Source organism: Sorangium sp. So ce385, assembly GCF_051474135.1.
Classification (GTDB): Bacteria; Myxococcota_A; Polyangia; order Polyangiales; family Polyangiaceae; genus Sorangium; species Sorangium cellulosum_D.
Genome location: NZ_CP150337.1, coordinates 7,821,213 through 7,838,901 on the forward strand (window position 1 = coordinate 7,821,213; position 17,689 = coordinate 7,838,901).

Annotated in this window: 17 protein-coding genes; 13 read left to right on the forward strand and 4 right to left on the reverse strand. The window is 72.3% G+C overall.

The genetic code is table 11. From position 1 onward, the window contains the following. Nucleotides 1-63 precede the first annotated feature (63 nt). Complete coding sequence (locus WME83_RS28380) at nucleotides 64-1,686, reverse strand: DUF1552 domain-containing protein (protein ID WP_437312827.1); 1,623 nt, start codon at nucleotides 1,684-1,686, stop codon at nucleotides 64-66. 276 nt (nucleotides 1,687-1,962) lie between these two features. Then, entirely contained in the window at nucleotides 1,963-2,856 is an 894-nt protein-coding gene (locus tag WME83_RS28385; RefSeq protein WP_437312828.1) for a phosphotransferase family protein, read from the reverse strand. A 188-nt stretch (nucleotides 2,857-3,044) separates the two neighbouring features. Here WME83_RS28385 and WME83_RS28390 point away from each other — a divergent pair, with 188 nt between their 5' ends. The 7 genes from WME83_RS28390 (at nucleotide 3,045) to WME83_RS28420 (ending at nucleotide 9,649) form a co-directional block, all read left to right on the forward strand. Next, nucleotides 3,045-3,977, forward strand: a complete 933-nt coding sequence (locus WME83_RS28390) for a PP2C family protein-serine/threonine phosphatase (protein ID WP_437312829.1) — start codon at nucleotides 3,045-3,047, stop codon at nucleotides 3,975-3,977. A 238-nt stretch (nucleotides 3,978-4,215) separates the two neighbouring features. Continuing rightward, nucleotides 4,216-5,061: an aldo/keto reductase gene (locus tag WME83_RS28395; RefSeq protein WP_437312830.1), complete on the forward strand. Its 846-nt coding sequence runs from the start codon at nucleotides 4,216-4,218 to the stop codon at nucleotides 5,059-5,061. Between the two features lie 290 nt (nucleotides 5,062-5,351). After that, a complete protein-coding gene (locus WME83_RS28400) occupies nucleotides 5,352-6,503 on the forward strand; it encodes a hypothetical protein (RefSeq protein ID WP_437312831.1) in 1,152 nt (383 codons plus the stop codon). Between the two features lie 82 nt (nucleotides 6,504-6,585). Then, nucleotides 6,586-7,119, forward strand: coding sequence for a TetR/AcrR family transcriptional regulator (locus tag WME83_RS28405; RefSeq protein WP_437312832.1), 534 nt, complete (start codon nucleotides 6,586-6,588; stop codon nucleotides 7,117-7,119). After that, a complete protein-coding gene (locus WME83_RS28410; RefSeq protein ID WP_437312833.1) occupies nucleotides 7,116-8,147 on the forward strand; it encodes an SDR family NAD(P)-dependent oxidoreductase in 1,032 nt (343 codons plus the stop codon). Before WME83_RS28405 ends, WME83_RS28410 begins: the two co-directional genes overlap by 4 nt. 18 nt (nucleotides 8,148-8,165) lie before the next feature. Beyond that, the gene (locus WME83_RS28415; protein ID WP_437312834.1) at nucleotides 8,166-8,981 is read left to right on the forward strand and encodes a hypothetical protein; all 816 of its coding nucleotides are present in this window, start codon (nucleotides 8,166-8,168) and stop codon (nucleotides 8,979-8,981) included. 95 nt (nucleotides 8,982-9,076) lie between these two features. Continuing rightward, on the forward strand, nucleotides 9,077-9,649 hold the full coding sequence (locus WME83_RS28420) for a hypothetical protein (RefSeq protein ID WP_437312835.1): 573 nt from the start codon (nucleotides 9,077-9,079) through the stop codon (nucleotides 9,647-9,649). 76 nt (nucleotides 9,650-9,725) lie between these two features. On the opposite strand, the gene WME83_RS28425 is transcribed toward WME83_RS28420, so the two are convergent. Beyond that, nucleotides 9,726-11,189, reverse strand: coding sequence for a thioredoxin family protein (locus WME83_RS28425; RefSeq protein ID WP_437312836.1), 1,464 nt, complete (start codon nucleotides 11,187-11,189; stop codon nucleotides 9,726-9,728). 179 nt (nucleotides 11,190-11,368) lie between these two features. Between WME83_RS28425 and WME83_RS28430 the strand changes: the two genes are divergently transcribed. The 5 genes from WME83_RS28430 to WME83_RS28450 all read left to right on the forward strand — a co-directional run bounded on the left by WME83_RS28430 (nucleotide 11,369) and on the right by WME83_RS28450 (nucleotide 15,790). Next, nucleotides 11,369-11,791, forward strand: coding sequence for a hypothetical protein (locus tag WME83_RS28430; protein WP_437312837.1), 423 nt, complete (start codon nucleotides 11,369-11,371; stop codon nucleotides 11,789-11,791). Between the two features lie 213 nt (nucleotides 11,792-12,004). Next, a complete protein-coding gene (locus tag WME83_RS28435) occupies nucleotides 12,005-12,664 on the forward strand; it encodes a hypothetical protein (protein ID WP_437312838.1) in 660 nt (219 codons plus the stop codon). A 272-nt stretch (nucleotides 12,665-12,936) separates the two neighbouring features. Further along, nucleotides 12,937-14,982: an OPT family oligopeptide transporter gene (locus WME83_RS28440; protein ID WP_437312839.1), complete on the forward strand. Its 2,046-nt coding sequence runs from the start codon at nucleotides 12,937-12,939 to the stop codon at nucleotides 14,980-14,982. A 272-nt stretch (nucleotides 14,983-15,254) separates the two neighbouring features. Then, nucleotides 15,255-15,506, forward strand: coding sequence for a hypothetical protein (locus tag WME83_RS28445; protein ID WP_437312840.1), 252 nt, complete (start codon nucleotides 15,255-15,257; stop codon nucleotides 15,504-15,506). A 47-nt stretch (nucleotides 15,507-15,553) separates the two neighbouring features. Continuing rightward, nucleotides 15,554-15,790: a hypothetical protein gene (locus WME83_RS28450; protein WP_437312841.1), complete on the forward strand. Its 237-nt coding sequence runs from the start codon at nucleotides 15,554-15,556 to the stop codon at nucleotides 15,788-15,790. Nucleotides 15,791-15,817: 27 nt separating this feature from the next. Here the strand turns inward: WME83_RS28450 and WME83_RS28455 are convergent, their stop codons facing one another. Beyond that, nucleotides 15,818-16,555 carry a cysteine hydrolase family protein gene (locus WME83_RS28455; RefSeq protein ID WP_437312842.1) on the reverse strand — a complete coding sequence of 246 codons (738 nt, stop codon included), beginning with the start codon at nucleotides 16,553-16,555 and terminating at the stop codon, nucleotides 15,818-15,820. A gap of 142 nt (nucleotides 16,556-16,697) precedes the next feature. Between WME83_RS28455 and WME83_RS28460 the strand changes: the two genes are divergently transcribed. Continuing rightward, the gene (locus WME83_RS28460; RefSeq protein ID WP_437312843.1) at nucleotides 16,698-17,618 is read left to right on the forward strand and encodes a LysR substrate-binding domain-containing protein; all 921 of its coding nucleotides are present in this window, start codon (nucleotides 16,698-16,700) and stop codon (nucleotides 17,616-17,618) included. Nucleotides 17,619-17,689: the final 71 nt, after the last annotated feature.

The window sequence follows — 17,689 nt, forward strand, 5'->3', positions numbered from 1 at the left end:
GCCCCGCCCTGAACGGGCGGGCCGCCCCCTCGTCGGCGCTTTCCTTCGTTCGCGCCGGACCGCTCAGGAGCTCGCCTTGAGCGCGGTGAACTCGCCTGGATCGTGGATGGTGGGGGGATGGATCCCACCGCCGATGAAGTCTTCCGTCCGGTCGTACATGCCGAAGTGGGTCACCGGCGCCGAACCGCCCGGCGCCGGGAAACCATCCGGGCCCGCCTTGACGCCGAGGGCGTTCATCAAGCTGCAGAAGTACTTGTTGATCGGCGCGTTGGCGAGCGACGGATCGGTCCCCGTGGCTTGGCTGATCGCGTCGACCTCGTTCGGACCGCCGTCGACACACGTGATCTCGCTGTTGCCGGTCGTGAGATCGGGCGAGCCGTCCTCGACGTTCACGGCCCAGCCGGTCTTGAAATAGCCGCCGGCGCTGCCGACCTGGACGATCGGCAGGTTGTTGAGGTTGCGGGCGCAGCCGTCCGACACGTCCTGGAACCAGACGGCCGCACAGTTGTCGAGGAGCGTCCCGTCGCCCTCGTCGAACCGGTTCAGCTGCTCGACGAGGTGGGCGAACTTCCTCGCGTAGTAGTCGTCGATCGTGAGGAGCATGTCGATCACGCCCGGGACGCAGGTGCCCACCATGCCGGCGCTGTCCAAGCGACCTGAGAGACTGGCGGTCTCTTGTGTCATACCGAGCCCCTTGAAATAGTAGTTCGGGGGGTACTTCAGGAAGATGACGGGGTTCGCGTTGCACGCCGCCGCGAGCACGGCGAGGTTCGAATAGAGATCCGCTCCGTCTAGACTGTCCGAGATTCGCCGCGTCAGCATGTCGTCGGTGCTCGAGGTCGTGGTCACCAGGTCGACGTTCTCTTGCGTCGCGCCGAGCGCCGCGGCGAGGGACGTGGTGCAGTTCGGAGAGGCCACCACGCTCCCCGTCGCGTGGAGGAGCTCCTTCCAGGCTGCGAGCTTCTGCTTGTCGGTACGGCTCATGTCGAACCGCTCGAGCGTCTGCAGATCATCCTTGACGAGGTCGAGGACGCTCTTGCCGCGAATCGCCGCGTACGTGTCCGGAGACGTCGGCTCCCCCGCCCCGAAGAGGCCGGTGAGGCTGCTGAAGGCCTGCGACGCGTTGAGGCCCCGGAAGAGGGTCTCCGCGGCGGAGTAGGAGATCGCCGACGGGGGGTTATCCCGCTGACCAGCCGTGCTCAAGAGCAGCGGAGTGCCTTGCGGGCTGAGCTGTCGTGCGATGACGTGGTCCAGCGAGGGACCGGTCGGCATGGCGTTGAACTTCGTCGCCTGGGCGAAGCTGAACGGATCGTCGCTGTTGGGCGTGACCGGGTGGCACGTGAAGTACGATCCGTTCACCTGCGTGTGGCGATCGTTCCCTTGCCCCCGCGCCATCGTCGCCGTCCACTCGTTCATCGCGCGGATGCCTCGAGGCATGAGGAGCTTGTCGACGTAAGGCGCAAGGTGCTTGAGCGTCGTCGGCTCGAGGTCCGCGGCGGTGAGCGGGCCGTGCGACTTCTTCGGGAAGAACCGCGTCGTGATGCAGCCATAGTGCGTGTACATCACGATCAGGCGCTTCGGCGGCGCGGCCGGCTGCGCCTGCACGGTGCGGTCGAGGATCGAGCTGAGGAACGGCGCTGCGACGCAAGCCCCGCCCAGCCCCCGGAGGAAGATTCTTCGGTTCACGCGCTTTGCCATGGTCGTATTTTCCCAGCCTCAATGAACGCAAACGTCAGGCTGCCACCAGGAACGCCCGCTCAACGCCCGCGTTTGCCACGTCCCCATCCTCCGTAAATGCCCGCTGCGCGCGGACGTGATCCTCGCCCACCCGGAGTATCCGGACGCCGAGCGACATTTTCTCGAGCTGGCTGCCCAGGTCAGGCGCCGGGCGTGCATGCCGCCGCCGGGGGCGGCCGCGCCCAGCGGTCTGACGCGGGCAGCTGTGCCCGCGTCGAGCCCGGCTCAACGCTCCTGTCGAATGGTTTGTAGAATCCGGCCGCGGACTTCCACGGCCCGGCGCGAGCTCGGGTCCACCCCGTCGAGCAGCCCCACCAGGTTGAACAGGTCGAAGGCCGCGGCCCAGCGCTCGAAGTCGTCGGCGAGCGGCGCGTGCGCGCGGTACGCTCCCGCGAACGCCGCCACGAACTCGGCCCCTGGCCCCCAGCGCAGGAGCTGGCCGATGTCCATCAGCCGCGGTCCGGCGTACGCGAACTCCCAATCGAGCACGAGGAGCTCGCCCGACGGGAGCCAGTGCAGGTTGGAGGCCTTGAAGTCCCCATGCAGGAGCACGGGGGCCGACGCGCGCTCGCGGAGCGCCCCTTCGTGCGCGTCGAGAAAGGCGCTCACGCGCTCGCCGAGCTCGCCGCGCAGGGCTGGAGCCAGCCTGTCGAGGACCGAGGCGACGTAGCTCCGAAGCGCGCCCACGCAGTCGGCGAACGGCGCGGCGACGGCGAGATCCGGCCCCAGGAAGCCCGCGCTGTCGAAGCCGACGCCGTGGATCTCCGCGAGCGCGCGCCCGGCCGCGGCGCCGCACGCCGCGGTGTCCTGGAGCGGCCCGTGGTCGACGTGCTCGAGCAGGAGAAAATCGTCGCCCGCCGACAGGACCGCCGGGACGCGGAACGACCTCCAGCCCCGCGCGAGCAGGCTGGCCTCCTTCGACGCCGCGCCCGGATCTCGCCGGTACACGCGCAGCACACGATCGGCGCCGAGGCGCACGTTCACGTTGGCCAGCCCGCCGGCGAGCACCTCCACCTCGCCGGAGAACGGCCCGATGCGCCGCTCGATCTCGGCGGGATCCAGGGTCTGGACGTGCGCGGCGCGCTCCCACGCGCGCTCGGGGTTGCGGACGAGCTTCATGCACCTCTTCATGCACGAAGCGCGCGGCGCGTCGAGCGGCGCACACCGGCGATCCGGCCGCCCAGCGCGACGTGGCGGCCGCGGCGCTCGCCGGCGGCCGCTCCACGCCCGCGCAGCGGCCCCCGACGGCAGCCTTGAGGGGCGCCGGCGCCCTCCCTCGGACGCCGCCCTCGGAGTACGCTACGCGCATGCCCGTGTACCGCTCGTTCGCCATCGAGCACGCCGCGTCGGTCGCCGCGGCGGCCCGGACCGACGTGGGGCTCAGCCGCGAGCACAACGAGGACACCTTCCTGATCAGCGATCTCGCGCGCGGGCTCGCCCACGGGCCCGCGGCGGCCCAGGCGTCGGCGGAGCCGCCGCTCGCCCTGGCGCTCGGCGTCTACGACGGCTCGGGCGGCGCGTCGTCTCCCGACGCGGCGAGCCGGCTCGCCGCGCGCACGGTCCACGCCGCCCTCGCCCGATCCGCGCCCCGCTCGAGCGACGCGCTCGAGCGCGGCCTGCTCGCCGCGCTCGGCGATGCCGGGCGCGCCGTCCGCGACAACGCTCGGAGGAGCCCGCAGCACCGGAGCAGCGGCACCACGGCCACCGTCGCCGCGCTCTGCGACGAGCGCCTGCTGCTCGCGCAGGTCGGCGACAGCCGCGCTTACCTCCTCCGCCGCGGCGCCCTCACGCAGGTGACCCGCGACCAGACCCTGGTCCAGTCGCTGCTCGAGAGCGGCAAGCTCCGGCCCGACGAGGCCGCCACCTTCGAGCACCGGGGCGTGATGCTCCAGGCCCTCGGGCTGCGCGAGCGCCTCAGCGTCGCGCTCTCCGCCGTGGAGCTCCGCCGCGGGGACACCCTGCTGCTCTGCACCGACGGTCTGAGCGACCTCATCGACGACCGGCACATCGCCGCCGCGCTCGACGCCCACCCCGATCCGGCAGAGGCGGCAAGCGCCCTGATCGGCGCCGCGCTCACCGCCGGCGGACGCGACAACGTGACCGCGCTGGTCGCGCGGTTCGACGGCCCGTGGCTCGCCCCGCCGGACGGCGACGGTTCCCTGGAGATCCTCGAGATCGCTCGATTCTCCGAAGGACCTACCCGCCGCTACGACGGCCCGCCGACCTCGGGCGGGACGTGAGCGCGACGGGCGCGCGGCGGGCCATCGGCACAGCCGCTCATCGCCTGTCCGGGTCGTCGTCGAGCGAGGAATTTTTCACGACAGGGCGCCATCGCCGACAGCCGGCCTCGGCCCGATCGGACCGCGCTCGGGCTTGCCTTCCGCGGTGATTTCAGCGATCCCACTCGGACGGGGCTCGCCTCGGAGAGGGGGGGAGCCGCATGCCGTCTTCCGGGACGGAGCGGAGGATCATCGTTCTATGGAGCAGCGCACACTCGGTTCTACGGGCGTCAAGATTCCTGTCGTCGGACAGGGCACCTGGCAGATGGAGGCGGACGACGAGGCGGGCTGCATCGACGCCATCCGGCGGGGGCTCGACGCGGGCATGACGCACATCGACACGGCCGAGATGTACGGCTCTGGCGCGGTCGAGGAGCTCGTGGGAAAGGCGCTCGAGGGGCGCCGCGACGAGGTGTTCCTCGTCTCCAAGGTATTGCCCAGCAACGCGAGCTACTCCGGCACCATCGCCGCGTGCGAGCGCAGCCTGGAGCGGCTCCGCACCGACCGGCTCGATCTCTATCTCCTCCACTGGCCCGGGTCGCACCCGCTGGAGGAGACCTTCCGCGCCTTCAAGGACCTGAGGGCCCAGGGCAAGATCCGGTATTTCGGCGTCAGCAACTTCGACCAGGCGGAGCTCTCGAAGGCCATCGCGATCGCCGGGGTGAACGAGATCGCGTGCAATCAGGTGCTCTATCACCTGCTCGAGCGGGCGGTCGAGCACCGGGTGCTGCCGCTCTGCGAGCGGCACGGCATCGCGGTCGTCGCCTACAGCCCGTTTGGCTCGGGCCGGTTCCCGGCGCCGGACAGCACGGCGGGCAGGGTGCTCGCGTCGATCGCCGCCGCCCACGGCGTGACCGCGCGGCAGGTGGCGCTGCGCTTCCTGCTGCGCCGGCAGCCTGTCTTCGTGATCCCGAAGGCGGCGAGCGCCGCGCACGCGCTCGACAACGCGGCCGCGGGCGATCTGCGCCTCACCGGCGAGGACGTCGCCCGCCTCGAAACGGCGTTCCCGCTCGGGCGCGACCGCGGCGTGCTGCCGACGCTCTGAGGGCTCGAGTCCGCGCCGGCGGCTGCGCGGGAGAGTTGACATCGAAAATGTGAACGCTCACAATGGATCCCTCACCGCGACCGCGGCGAGCGGAGATCCAGCGAGGCGATGGCCATGTCGGAGCTGGATTTTCCGGCCATCGAGCAGCCTGCTCGGCATCGCGCGCCAGCACCCAGCGGCGGAGCGCGCGCGGGTGCGCGCGGTGAAACATCCAACGGAAACGACCTCACGCGGAGGGCGCGCGTCGTGAAACGCTGCCGGTGAGGGCGAAATCGCGCCTGGGAATTCCAATGACCTACCAACCCACCTTCGCTCGAATCACATTTGTCGCGGCACTGCTCGGCTCTTACGCCCTCTCGGGTTGCAGCGGTGACGGGGATCACGGCACGGGCGCGTCGGGCAATACGCCTCAAGCCGGGACGGGCGGGGCCGCGGTCTCAGGCAGCGGCGGCAGCGCCACGACCGGCGCGTCCACGGGAGGCGCTTCGGCGAGCGCGGGAGGTGAAGGAGGCGGCGCCTCGGGCGGTGGGGCGCCCAGCGGCGGAACGACGGCGGCCGGCGGCGAGGCCGGCGCGGGGGGCGAGACGGGGACGGGCGGCCACGACGAATTCGAGCCGGTGACCATCGCGTTCGGGACCGAGCTCGATCCGCGCACCGTGGTGCTCGAGGCGCGAGCGCTCGCCACGTCCGTCGCCGATCCCGGCTCGCCGCAGTGGCGCGCCAAAGGCGACCAGCGCAGGACGTATCGCTTTCCGGCCGCCGGCGCCGACGTTCCTTACCGCGTCTGCGTCCCGGATCGCTGGGACGGCACGTCGGAGCTGCCCCTCGTGATGTTCTTGCACGGCGCTGGGAACGACGAGAGCTCGTACCTGGATCAGAACGACAAGCAGATGGTGACGCTGGCCGACCAGCATGGCGTGCTGCTGGTCTCGCCGCTCGGCTACAACGGCGCGTACGGGAACTTCCTGCGGCTGCCGGCCGTGTTCGGGCAGCCCGAGGAGGCGGAGAAGCTCCTGGCCATGGTGACGCCCGAGCGCGTGCGCGATCAGGAGCTCAGCGAGAAAGACGTCATCAACGTCCTGGAGCTGGTGCTGAACGAGTATCCGATCGATCGCAGCGCGGTGTTCCTCACCGGACACTCGATGGGGAGCGGCGGCACCTGGTACATCGGCGCCAAATACGCCGACTACTGGAAGGCTCTGGCGCCCATGTCCGGCCCCTTCGTCCAGGAGTCGGGCTATCCTTGGGACCGGCTGCGCGACATGCCCATCTTCGTGACGGAAGGGACCGTCGGCACGCCTTCCCTGACCGGCAGCCGGGAGCTGCGCGACTGGATGACGGCTGGCGGCTACGCGATCACGTACAAGGAAGTCGACGCGGACCACGCAGGAATGGTCCCGCTCGTGCTGCCCGACGTCTTCGACTTCTTCGACCGTCCGTAGCCTCCGCGCTCGGCGCGCGCTCGATGGAACGCGCTCGGGGTCGCCCCTTGAAACTGAACCGTCTGGACGGTATAGAAACGGCGTGCCGCGACCCAGCCAGCGCGACCGCATCCTCGCCGCCGCCGCCGTCGTCGTTCGCCGCGACGGCAGCGATGCGCTGACCCTCGATGCCGTCGCGGCCGAGGCCGGGGTGAGCAAGGGCGGGCTGCTCTATCACTTCGCCTCGAAGGAGGCGCTCGTGGAGGGCCTCGTGGGGGCGCTCGTCGCCGACTTCGACCGCCGGCTCGCGCAGCGCGAGGACGGCAAGCCGGGCTCCTTCACGCGCGCCTATCTGCACGCCACCGTCGAGGGCGAGGTGCCCGACCGGACCAGCGCGGCGCTCCTCGCGGCCGTCGCGCTCGCGCCCCACCTGCTCGAGCCGATGCGCGAGCGCTACCGTGCGTGGGCAGAGCGGCTCGATCGCGACGGCATCCATCCGGTCGACGCGCTGGTCGTCCGGCTCGCCGTCGACGGCCTCTGGATGGCGGAGCTGCTCGGGCTGGACCCGCCGCCACCCGAGCGGCGTACCGAGGTCATCCGGCGCCTGCAGCAGCTGAGCGAGGGGCGTGGCCCGTGACGCCGTCTCCTCGCCGCAAGGCCGTCGTGCGCGCGCTCGCCTGGGGCTCGGTGATCGGCTCGTTTCCGGTCTGGTTCTCGGCGTTCCTCGTCGTGCCCTTCCTCCCGCTCTCGGTCGGAGCGCGCGCCGTCCTCGCCGCCGTGCTCATCGGGGCCGGAGAGATCATGTTCTGGGGGGCGGGGCTGGTCCTGGGCGCCGAGGCGCTCGCGCGCTTCCGGCCTCCGAAGGTCGATACCGGCCAGAGCTTCCGCGGCAGGCGGGTCGTGGTGGTCGGGGCCACGGGCGGGCTGGGCGAGGCCGTCGTGCGCGCCTTGATCCGGGAGGGCGCGGAGGTCGTCCTCGTCGCGCGCGACGGCGCGCGCCTCGCTCGGCTCGCAGGGGCGCTCGGCGCGGCGCACCACACGGCCGAGCTCGCGGCGCCGCAGCTGCGCGACGTGGCAGCGCGCGTGGGGCCCGTCGACCACGTGGTGTGTGCGACCGGCGTCGACGTGCGCAAGAGCCTGGACGCCCACACCGACCAGGAGGTCGAGCTGGAGCTGGCGGTCGATCTCGCGGGGCCGATCCATGTGGCGCGCGCCTTCCTGCCCTGCTTGCGCCCGGGGGGCGTGATCGCCCTCTTCGGCGGCTTCGGAGACGGAACCCTCGCGCTGCCGTACTACTCGGTCGACGTGGCGGCGCGGGCCGGGCTGGCGGGCTTCTGCAGCGCGGTGAACCGCGAGCTCGCCGCCGAGGGGCGGGCCGAGCTCCTCTGCTATGTCGGCCCGGCGCCGGCGGACACGGCGGCCGAGCGCCCCTTCGCAGACCTCTGGCGCCGCGCGGGGAGCACGCTCACGCCGCCGGAGAAGGTCGCCGACTTCGTGCTGGCCGCCCTGCTCGCGAGGAAGACGAAGGCCGTGATGGGCGCTTCCACGCGGCTCCTGCTGCTGCTGCAGGCGCTCGCCCCGCCCCTCGTCGACCTCGTGATCGCCCGGCGCATCGGGCCGCACCTGCGGCACGCGTTCGGGGCGTCGGGGCGAGCGAGCGACTGACCGTGGCATACTCCGGTCATGAACCATCGACTCCTGTGCTCCGTGCTCTCCGGCCTTCTCCTCGCCGCCTGCGGCGGCACCGTCGACACCCCGCCCGGCAGCGGCGGCGCGGGCGGCGGCGATGACGGCACCGGCGGCGGCGCGGGCGGCGACGGCGCCACCACGAGCGCGACCTCGGGCGGCGGCGGCGGCGGCGGCGCGCCCGTCGCCTGCGGGGCGCGCAGCGGCGGGATCTGCAGCGCGGAGGAGTTCTGCGACTTCCCCGACGACTCGTGCGGGACCTTCGACACCGTGGGCCGTTGCTCCGCCCGCCCCGAGGTATGTCCCGCGCATTGCCCGGGCGTCTGCGGCTGCGACGGTCAGTTCTATTGCAATGCGTGCTCCGCGCAGCAGGCCGGGGTGGACGTCTCGGAGTCCACCTCCTGCCTGAAGCCCGTGGGCGGCGACTACGCCGCGACCTACTGGGCCGGCGGGCTCGATCACCTCGTCGTCTACAAGGCCGAACCGGAGACGGACCAGTGCGTGACGCTCTACGCCGATGCGCCGGCCGAGAGCGCGCCGGAGGGCTTCGACGTCGCCACGCTCCCGGAGACCTGGGTCGTGACGCGCATCGAGAGGACCAGCGGGGCGGCCGGCTGCGCGCCGGGGGAGTCGAAGCCCGCTGGAGAGGCCGTGCGCGCGATGGGCGCCATCGGGAGCCTGTCGATGGATCTCTCCGGGGGAACCGCCATGCCGTGCACCCTCGACGTGGACATCACCGCCACCTTCCCGAAGGAGCCCGCGACCGCGCTCCTCCGCGCCACGGGCGTGGCCGTGAACGACGGGTGCCTGTAGACGGGCGCCCGACATGAGGGGTGCGCACACCGGCTCACGCGCAGAATGCTGCTGGACGCTCCTCGCCGGCGACCGCGTATGAGAGCCTCCGCTTCATGCACCGCTCTGCTTCCCTTACGCTCGCGCTTTCCTTCGGTCTCGCCCTCGCCGCCTGCGGAAACGTCGTCGTGCCCGCGCCCGGGAGCGGCGATACGGGCGGCGGTGACGGCCAGGGCGAGACGCCGCCCGCCGCCGAGCACGGCGACACGGGCGGCGGCGACGGCCAGGGCGAGGCGCCGCCCGCCGCCGAGTACATCGTGCAGTACTACCCGGGGCCCGACAACCTGCTCGTGCGCAAGGCCGATCGGGAGCGCGACGTGTGCGTGCAGCTCAGCGCGATCACGCCGCCCCTCGTCGAGACGGGCCTCGACATCGAGGCTCCGGAGGGCTGGAGCGCCGCCTATGTGCTGATCACCGACCGGGCGGCCGACTGCGAGGGCCCGGCGGGGCGCTCGAGAGGCCGCAAAGTGAGCGTGACCGGCGCCGCCGGGACCGTCTCGTGGGAGGCCGGTCCGAGCGACTACGTGCTGTGCAACATCAGCGTGGACGTCACCGCGACGACGCGGGGAGAGCCCGAGGCCCACCACCTCTTCGCGACCGGGCTGAGCATCGGCGGCGACTGCCCGTGACCGGGCGCGGGCGCCGCGGAGCCCCGCAGATCTCGGGGATGAACGCCGATCGCGGCGACCTGCCCGCGCCCCTCCGTCAGCGCTTCTTCGCCCCGCGCTGCGCCTTCTCGGCCTCGGCGAGGCGCCGCCGCGCGTCGTCCAGCGCCGCCTGGCTCGCGAGGCCCTTGGGGAGCGCCTCGTAGCCGGCCACCTCCTCGCGCAGCGTCGCCACCTGCTCCGCGCCCTGACCGAGCTTCTGATGGATCTCTGCGCGGAGCTTCAGGTAACGCAGCCGCCGCGGGCCGTAGGCGCGGCCGATGGCGCGCTCGACCGCGGCGAGCGCCTCCGCCTCGCGGCCCATCGCGTGGAGCACCTGCGCGAGCCGCGCGGGCGGCTCGTACGACTCCGGCATCTGCGCCTCGCGCTCCTTCAGCATCGCGACCGCCTCGTCGCCGCGCGACAGCGCGAGGTACGCCATGGCCCGGCCGTAGTCGTACGCGGCGGCCGCCTCGGGCGCCTTCGCCTCCTTCGCGGCCCGCTCCAGCACGGCGAGCTTCGACTCGTTCGCCGCGCGGGCCCCGGCCGCGTCGCCGAGCGCCTGGAGCCCCTCGGCGAGCAGGCCCCACGCGTCGGCCCGGTCGTCCGCGCTCGAGTCCGCGGGCGGGCTCGCGACGATCGACCTGAGCCGGCCGACCGCCGCCTCGCGCGCGGCGCGCTGGGCCTTGGCGTCGGAGAGCGCGGCCGCGCAGGAGAGCAGGACGCTCGCGAAATCGGCGGGCAGCGCCGCGCCCTTCACCTCGGCGACGTGCCGCATGCCGGCCTCCGCGCACCCCGCGGGGTCCCTCCTGCGGAGCGCCGACACGAGGCCGAGCAGCGCCTCGCTGCGCCGCGGCCACGCCTCGCCGCCCCGGGCCAGGGCGCGCACATACGCGACCGCCGCCGCCGCGTGGTCGCCGGCGCTGTGGGCCCGCTTCGCCTCGACCAGCAAGCGGTTCGGGTCGTCCGGAGGCAGCGCCGAGGCCGCCTTGGAATCCATGGCGTGCAGCGCCTCGCGGAGCAGCTCGCGCAGCTCCTGCACCGAGGCGGCGCCCCGCCACAGCCCGACCACCTGGCCGTCCGCCGGCTCGAGGACGAAGAACGTCGGCCACACCGTCACCTCGTGCCGCTCCAGGAACGGCGCGTTCTCCGGTCGATCCGTGTCGATGTCGGCGAACACCACCCGATCCGCGAACGGGCGCAGCGACGGGTCGGTCAGCACGTAATGCTTCATGCTCAGGCACGTGTGGCACCACGGCGCCCACGCATCGACGAACAGCGCCTTGCCCTCGGCCCGGGCCTTCGCGTGCGCCCGCGGCACGTCGTCGCGGATGAACTCGAGCGGCGGCCGCGCCGCCTCGGGCGCTGCCGCGGCGGCGGGCGGAGGCGCCGCGGCGGGGCTGCCGGCCGCCGCGGCGGCGGGCGGGGGCGCCGCGGGCGCCGCGGCGCGGGGGGGCGGATCCGCGGCGCAGGCGGCGAGGGAGACGAGCGCGACGAGGGCGGGGAGCGAGGCCGGGGGACGCACGGGCGACCATGGTAGCAGCCCGATGGCGGCGGTCTCGCCCTCCCAGCGACAGGCGTCCCCCACGTTGACGCGCCGCCGGTGCCGCGCGTAGAACCGTATCCTGGGCCGGCTTCGCGCCCGCCCGCGGCGCGGCGGCGCAGTCTTCCGGGTGCCGGAACATCACATCAGGGGGAGTCCACATGTTCGAGCGCGTGCTGAGGATAGGGGAGCATACCGCCCGCATCGGCGAGCCTGCGGACACCCTGGAGTTGATGATGCGGGGCGACGTCTCGCCGGACGAGGCAGCGCGGTTCTTCGACTTCATGGCATTCCACTTCGCCGGGCAGCGCTACATGCTGATCACCGGCGACGTGTCCCAGCTCGGCCGGGTGCCGGCCGAGTCCCGGAGAACGGTCATGAGGGAGTCGGGCAGGGTGCCCCCCATCCGAGGGCTGGTCTATTACCGCGCGACCTTCACGGGCAGGGTCCTGACCGAGCTGGTGATCCGCGGCTATGCGCTCGCGACCGGGGCCGACGTCGCGGTCCACTTCGTCGAGCACGAGCCGGAGGCGCGGGCGTGGCTGGCCCGGCGGCGGGAGCGGCTCGCCGGCGAGCGTGGATGAGCTCGCCTGGCGCGGCCGAGCGGACGACGAGGCTGCGCGGCGCGACGGGCCGGCGGGCGGCGCGTGAGGTGGGCCCGCGGCGGGAGCGCGGCGGGCCGGCCGGGACGGCGCGCGCGCTGGCCGGGTCGTCGCGCCGCCCGTTTCGGCCTCGACGCGGCCGCGGGCCGACAATGCGCCCCCCGGTTCCGGCAAAGCTGGTAGAGTGGCGCCGCGGTGAACGATTACGCAGGCCGGTGCGGAAGCTGCGCGGCATACACGCGGGTGCATGAGGATCCAGCGCGCGGTCGCGTCGGCGAGTGCGCCCTCGAGGTGTACCCGCCGCCGGTCAAGGCGACCGCGACGTGCGCCCGGTACCGCGCCAAGGGCGCGCCGCCGCCGCCCCCGCCCCCGCGGGCCGCGGGCCAGCCGCGCGGCTCGGGCGGCAGGCCCCGGCCGACCGGAGCGCCGCCGCCGGAGCGCCGGGCCGGCGCCGCGCCGCAGCCCTTCCGTCCGCCGCTGCCAAGGGAGATCGACATCGACATGGATATCGACGAGTTCCGTCGTGTGCTGCGCGAGGTGCTGTCCGAGGAGCTCGGCGTCGGCCGCGCGGAGATGGGCGGCCGCTGGGAAGGTGGGGAGATCGTCCTCCGGCCCGGCAAGGAGGGCACGGCCGAGAAGCGCATCCCGCTCGACGTGTTCTTCCACAAGATCGTCATGATGCGCGACAAGCTCCGCGTGCTGGAGCAGAAGATCAACGCGCACGAGGGGCTGAGCGACGCAGAGAAGGTGCAGCTCCAGGCGTACATCACCGGCTGTTACGGGACGCTCACCACGTTCAACGTGCTCTTCGCCCGCCGGGAAGACGGATTCGCCGGCAGCGGCCGAGACGACTAGAGCGGCGGGCGCCCGCTTCGGATACGGGCCCATCTCGACGTTTTCGGTGCTCGGCGTACGGGAGTACGCCTGCGCGCCGAAAACGCCGATCTGGGCCCGTCTCCTGTGCGGGCGACCGCCGCTCTGCGGCGCGGGCCGCGACACGAGGCCAGCAATTCCGTCACTCTCAGGGTTTCCCTGACTCGATGCCAGGCGCGCGGGCGCGCCGGCGCTCGCCGAAGGCATGCACGGCGCGTGGCTCACCATGGTACAAGGTGCGCGGAGGTCGCCGGATGGCCATCAAGCAGCTCACGCCCGAGCAGGTCCACACCATGTCCCTCGAAGAGAAGGACACATGGTGGCTGAAGAACGTCTACCGCGGCGACATGCCGCAGCTCACGTGGCGTTCCGGGATCACGGGCATGCTCCTCGGCGCCTTCCTCTCGCTCACGAACCTGTACATCGGCGCGCGCACCGGCTGGTCTCTCGGCGTCGGCATCACGAGCGTGATCCTGGCCTTCGGGCTCTTCAAGGTCCTCTCCCGGCTGGGGCTCGGGAGCGACATGACCGTGCTCGAGAACAACGCGATGCAGTCCATCGCGACGTCGGCCGGATACATGAACGCGCCGCTCTTCACGAGCCTCGCGGCCTATTCGATGGTCACGACCACGATCATCCCCATGGGCCGGGCGATGATCTGGATGTTCATCCTCGCCATCCTCGGCGTGCTCTTCGCGTTCCCGATGAAGAAGCGCTTCATCAACGACGAGCAGCTCCCCTTCCCCGAGGGCATGGCCGCCGGCGTGGTCATGGACGCGCTGCACGAGAGCGACGAGAAGGAGGGCCTCTTCAAGGCGAAGCTCCTCCTCGGCGGCGGCCTCGCGAGCGCCCTGCTCGAGCTCCTCCGCGACGACAAGGTGATGCGCGCGCTCTTCGCCTTGAAGAGCATCCCCCATTATTACGACGAGGTCTTTTATCACGGCTGGTTCGCCGACCTGCTCAAGCGATGGGGCCTCTCCCCGGCCATCCGGGGCATCCCCCTGAACGAGCTCACGATCCGCTTCGACACGAGCATCATCTTCGTCGCCACGGGCGGCCTGATGGGGATCCGGACCGGCGCGTCGCTCCTCCTCGGCGGCATCCTCAACTACTGGATCCTGGCCCCCCTCTTGATCCAGCACGGGATCATCCTGCCGCGGAACGGCCATTACGGGTTCGGGCAGATCACGCTCTGGGCGCTCTGGGGCGGCGTCGCGTGCATGACCACGTCGTCGCTTTACGCCTTCTTCTCCAAGCCCAAGGTGATCATCGACGCCTTCCGGGGCCTCTCCAAGAAGGGCGGGGCGAGGGACGTGCTCGCGGACATCGAGCTGCCGGTGAAGCTGTCGCTCATCGGCGTGCCCGTCGTCGGCCTGGTCGTCGTCGTGCTCGGGCAGCTCTGGTTCGGCATCGCCTGGTGGCTCGGGGCCATCGCCGTCCCGCTCGTGTTCGTCTTCTCGCTCATCGCCGTGAACTCGACGGGCATCACGGCGATCACCCCGACCGGGGCGCTCGGCAAGCTGACGCAGCTCACCTATGGCGTCCTCGCGCCGAAGAACATCACGACGAACCTGATGACGGCCGGGATCACGGCCGAGGTCGCGAGCAACACGGCGAACCTGTTGATGGATATCAAGCCGGGCTACATGCTCGGCGGCAAGCCGCGCCACCAGGCGATGGGGCACGTGCTCGGGACGGTCGCGGGGCTCGTGCTCTCGGTCCCCATCTGGTATCTCGTGCTCATCCAGGGGGACATCAGCCGTTACGGGACGGAGCAGCTGCCGGTCCCGAGCGCGCTCACGTGGAAGGCCGTCGCCGAGGTGCTGATGAAGGGACTCGACTTCCTCCACCCGACGGCCAAGTCCGCGGTGGTGGTCGGGGCGATCGTGGGGATCCTCGTCGAGGTCACGAAGCAGCTCACGAAGAACCGATTCCCCCTCTCCGCGGTCGCCCTCGGGCTCGCGTTCATCCTCAACTTCACCGACATCTGGTCGATGTTCCTCGGCTCGTTCCTCTTCTGGCTGGTCGAGCGGCGCGCGGCGGGCTGGCACCGGGCGCGCGAGCGCGAGTCGCGGCTGAGCGAGACCGAGCCGGGCGGGGCGCCCGCCGCGCCGGTCAAGCGGCCCTGGTACGCGCTCGCCGCCGAGAACACCGAGGCGATCTGCGCGGGCGTGATCGCCGGGGGCTCGCTGATGGGCATCGGCCTCAGCGTGCTCGGCGTGCTCGTGCTGCCCGACGTGCTGGAGGCCGCGAGCCTCACCAAGGCGCTCGGGCAGCTCCTCGATTTCCTCCCGAAGTGAAGCGCCCTCGGTCGCCGGCGTGAGGCCGCCCGCCGGGCGGCCCCCCGGATCGCTCGCGGCCGCTCACCAACCCGCCTCATCCACGCAACGGCGCCTCAGTGTGACAGGAATGCGCGCCTTCCCTCCCACGGCGAGGCGCGGTGAGCGCAGCGCGTCGCCCCGTCGAGGCGCTCCGCTCGGATGCGCGCGTGGCGCGGTTCATGCAGCCTGGTCCGCGCCGCGTCGATGCGAGCTCAGCGATCCACGAAGCGCGCGCCAGGAAAGGACCGTGCATGTCGGTGAACGTCCCCCCGTCCCGAGGAACACCCAGCCCCGCGCCGGTCGGCGATCCCGAGCAGGGCCCGCCGGCGCAGGATCCCGCGCCGGGCGAGCCGCCGCGGCGCGACCCGGATCCGGGCGAGCCGCCGCGGCGGGATCCCCCTCCCCCTCCTCCCGCGCCCGGAGAGCCGTCTCCGGAGATCGAGGACCCGCCGGCGCCGGGGCAGCCGCCGAAGGAGCCCGGCGTGATCGCGACGGCCGGCTGAGCTCGAATCGACGCGCAACGTCATCCCGTAACCGTCGAGAGGTCCCCATGAACACGTGTGATTGCTGCGGTAACAGCTACGACAAGGCCTTCCAGATCATGGTGGGCGGCACGACCTACACCTTCGACTGCTTCGAGTGCGCGATTCACAAGCTCGCGCCCGTGTGCGCCCACTGCGCCTGTCGGATCGTGGGGCACGGCGTCGAGGCCCGCGGGGCGTTCTACTGCTGCGCGCACTGTTCCAAGCAGAAGGGTATTCAGGGGGCGATCGATCGCGTGGCGTGAGCCGGCGCCGAGGGGCGGCCGGCGCGCTCACCTCGCGGCGTCGTGGAGCGGCAGCGCGAGGACGGCCTCGGTCGGCAGCACGTCGGCGAAGCGATCGGCCAGCGCCGCGAGCGAGACCTCGTGCAGGGTGCGGTGGTCGACGAGGCGAGCGCCTCGCGCGCCCTGGACGGCGGGTAGATCGCGGCTCGCCGACGCGTCGCTCGGGAGCAGGACGCGGTAGCCGAGCACGAGCCCGTCCCGCACCGTCGAGTCGACGGCGAGGTGGGTCATGAGGCCGCTCACGACGATGGTGTCGACGCCGCGGCGGCGGAGCTCGGCGTCGAGCTCGGTCTTCGTGAAGCCCCCGGCCATCGACTTCGTGATCACGAGCTCTCCGGCGCGCGGCCGCGCCGCGGGGACGAAGTCGGCGCGCGGGCTGCCCTCGGCGAAGAGCCGCGCGCCCTTCGGGCCGATGTTCCGCACGTGCGCGACCGTGATCCCGTTCTCCCGGGCCCAGGCGAGGAGGCGTGTCGCCTTCTCGAGCGCCGCCCGGGCGTCCGGCAGCGTGAGGCCGCCCGAGAAGAACTCTTCCTGGAGATCGACGAGCACGAGCGCCGTGCGCGCCCGGTGGAGCCGGTCGACCGGCTCGAGGCCGTACAGCGCCCGCAGCGTGGTCGGCCCGCCCTGCGCCGGGGGCGGCGCGGCCAGCTGATCCGCGGCCAAGACCGAGGTCAGGATGAAGAGCAGCAGCGCGACTCCGGTGTGTCCGCGAGCCTGCGTAAGCATGGGATCCTCCTTGGCGGCGAGGCAGCCGCCTCGCCATCGCGGCGAGGCAGCCGCCTCGCGCTCCAGGAAAGCTAGATCCGGCGCATGCTCGTGATAATCCTGGTCTGCCGACGAGGATTGCGTCGCGGAAGGAACGAATCGGATGGAGCCGGCGGTCGGTGATCTGGGCGAGATGAGGGCGTTCCTGGAGGTCGCGCGGCTGCAGAGCTTCTCGGCGGCGGCGAGGGCGCTCGGGCTCACGTCGTCGTCGGTCAGCAAGCAGGTCGCGCGGCTGGAGGAGCGCCTGCGGGTGCAGCTGCTCCGGCGCACGACGCGCCGCGTGAGCCTCACGGAGGCGGGGGACCTCTACGCCGAGCGCGCCGGCCGGATCCTCGCGGACGTCGAGGAGGCGCAGCGCGCGGTCGCGGATCTCGACGGGACGCCGCGCGGGACCCTGCGCATCTCGGCGCCCACGATCTTGGGCACGATCCGCGTCGCGCCCGCCGTGCTGGCCTGCCGCGCGAAGTACCCGGAGCTCCGGATCGATCTCGACATCACCGATCGCATCGTCGATCTGGTGGCCGAGCGCGTCGACGTGGCGGTGCGCCAGGCTGCGGGGATCTCGCCGGCGTCGCTGGTCGCGCGGCGGCTCGCCGACGATCGGCGCGTGCTCTGCGCGAGCCCGCGCTACCTGCGGCGCCACGGGACGCCGCGGCGCCTGGAGGACCTGGCCGATCACGACTGCATCACGCACAACATGGAGCCGGTGCCGCGGTGGACGCTGGTGGGTCCCGAGGGGGAGCGCGTCATCCAGGTGAGCGGCACGCTCCGCTCCAGCGACACGCTGACGCTGCGCGACGCCGCGGTCGCGGGGATCGGGGTGGCCAACCTGCCTGATTACGTCGTGGAGGAGCATCTCGAGAGCGGCGCGCTGCGGCGCGTGCTGCCGGAGTACGGCGCGTCGACGCGCGCCATCTTCGCGGTGTACGCGGCGCCCGCGCGGGCGGCGGTCCGGGTCTTCGTGGAGACGCTGGCCAAGGCGCTGGGCGAAGGCGGGGTGAAGAAGGAGAAGACGGCGCGCTAGCCAGAGCGGTTCTTCGTGCGCGTGGGCGCTGATCTGGGGAATCGCGCACGCGCACGCGCACGCGCACGAAG

Bases quoted from the DNA above. Each gene is read 5' to 3' on its own strand.
- WME83_RS28385 (WP_437312828.1), bottom strand. From the start codon at position 2,856: ATGAAGCTCGTCCGCAACCCCGAGCGCGCGTGGGAGCGCGCCGCGCAC.
- WME83_RS28390 (WP_437312829.1), top strand. From the start codon at position 3,045: ATGCCCGTGTACCGCTCGTTCGCCATCGAGCACGCCGCGTCGGTCGCC.
- WME83_RS28395 (WP_437312830.1), top strand. From the start codon at position 4,216: ATGGAGCAGCGCACACTCGGTTCTACGGGCGTCAAGATTCCTGTCGTC.
- WME83_RS28400 (WP_437312831.1), top strand. From the start codon at position 5,352: ATGACCTACCAACCCACCTTCGCTCGAATCACATTTGTCGCGGCACTG.
- WME83_RS28415 (WP_437312834.1), top strand. From the start codon at position 8,166: ATGAACCATCGACTCCTGTGCTCCGTGCTCTCCGGCCTTCTCCTCGCC.
- WME83_RS28420 (WP_437312835.1), top strand. From the start codon at position 9,077: ATGCACCGCTCTGCTTCCCTTACGCTCGCGCTTTCCTTCGGTCTCGCC.
- WME83_RS28430 (WP_437312837.1), top strand. From the start codon at position 11,369: ATGTTCGAGCGCGTGCTGAGGATAGGGGAGCATACCGCCCGCATCGGC.
- WME83_RS28440 (WP_437312839.1), top strand. From the start codon at position 12,937: ATGGCCATCAAGCAGCTCACGCCCGAGCAGGTCCACACCATGTCCCTC.
- WME83_RS28445 (WP_437312840.1), top strand. From the start codon at position 15,255: ATGTCGGTGAACGTCCCCCCGTCCCGAGGAACACCCAGCCCCGCGCCG.
- WME83_RS28450 (WP_437312841.1), top strand. From the start codon at position 15,554: ATGAACACGTGTGATTGCTGCGGTAACAGCTACGACAAGGCCTTCCAG.
- WME83_RS28455 (WP_437312842.1), bottom strand. From the start codon at position 16,555: ATGCTTACGCAGGCTCGCGGACACACCGGAGTCGCGCTGCTGCTCTTC.
- WME83_RS28460 (WP_437312843.1), top strand. From the start codon at position 16,698: ATGGAGCCGGCGGTCGGTGATCTGGGCGAGATGAGGGCGTTCCTGGAG.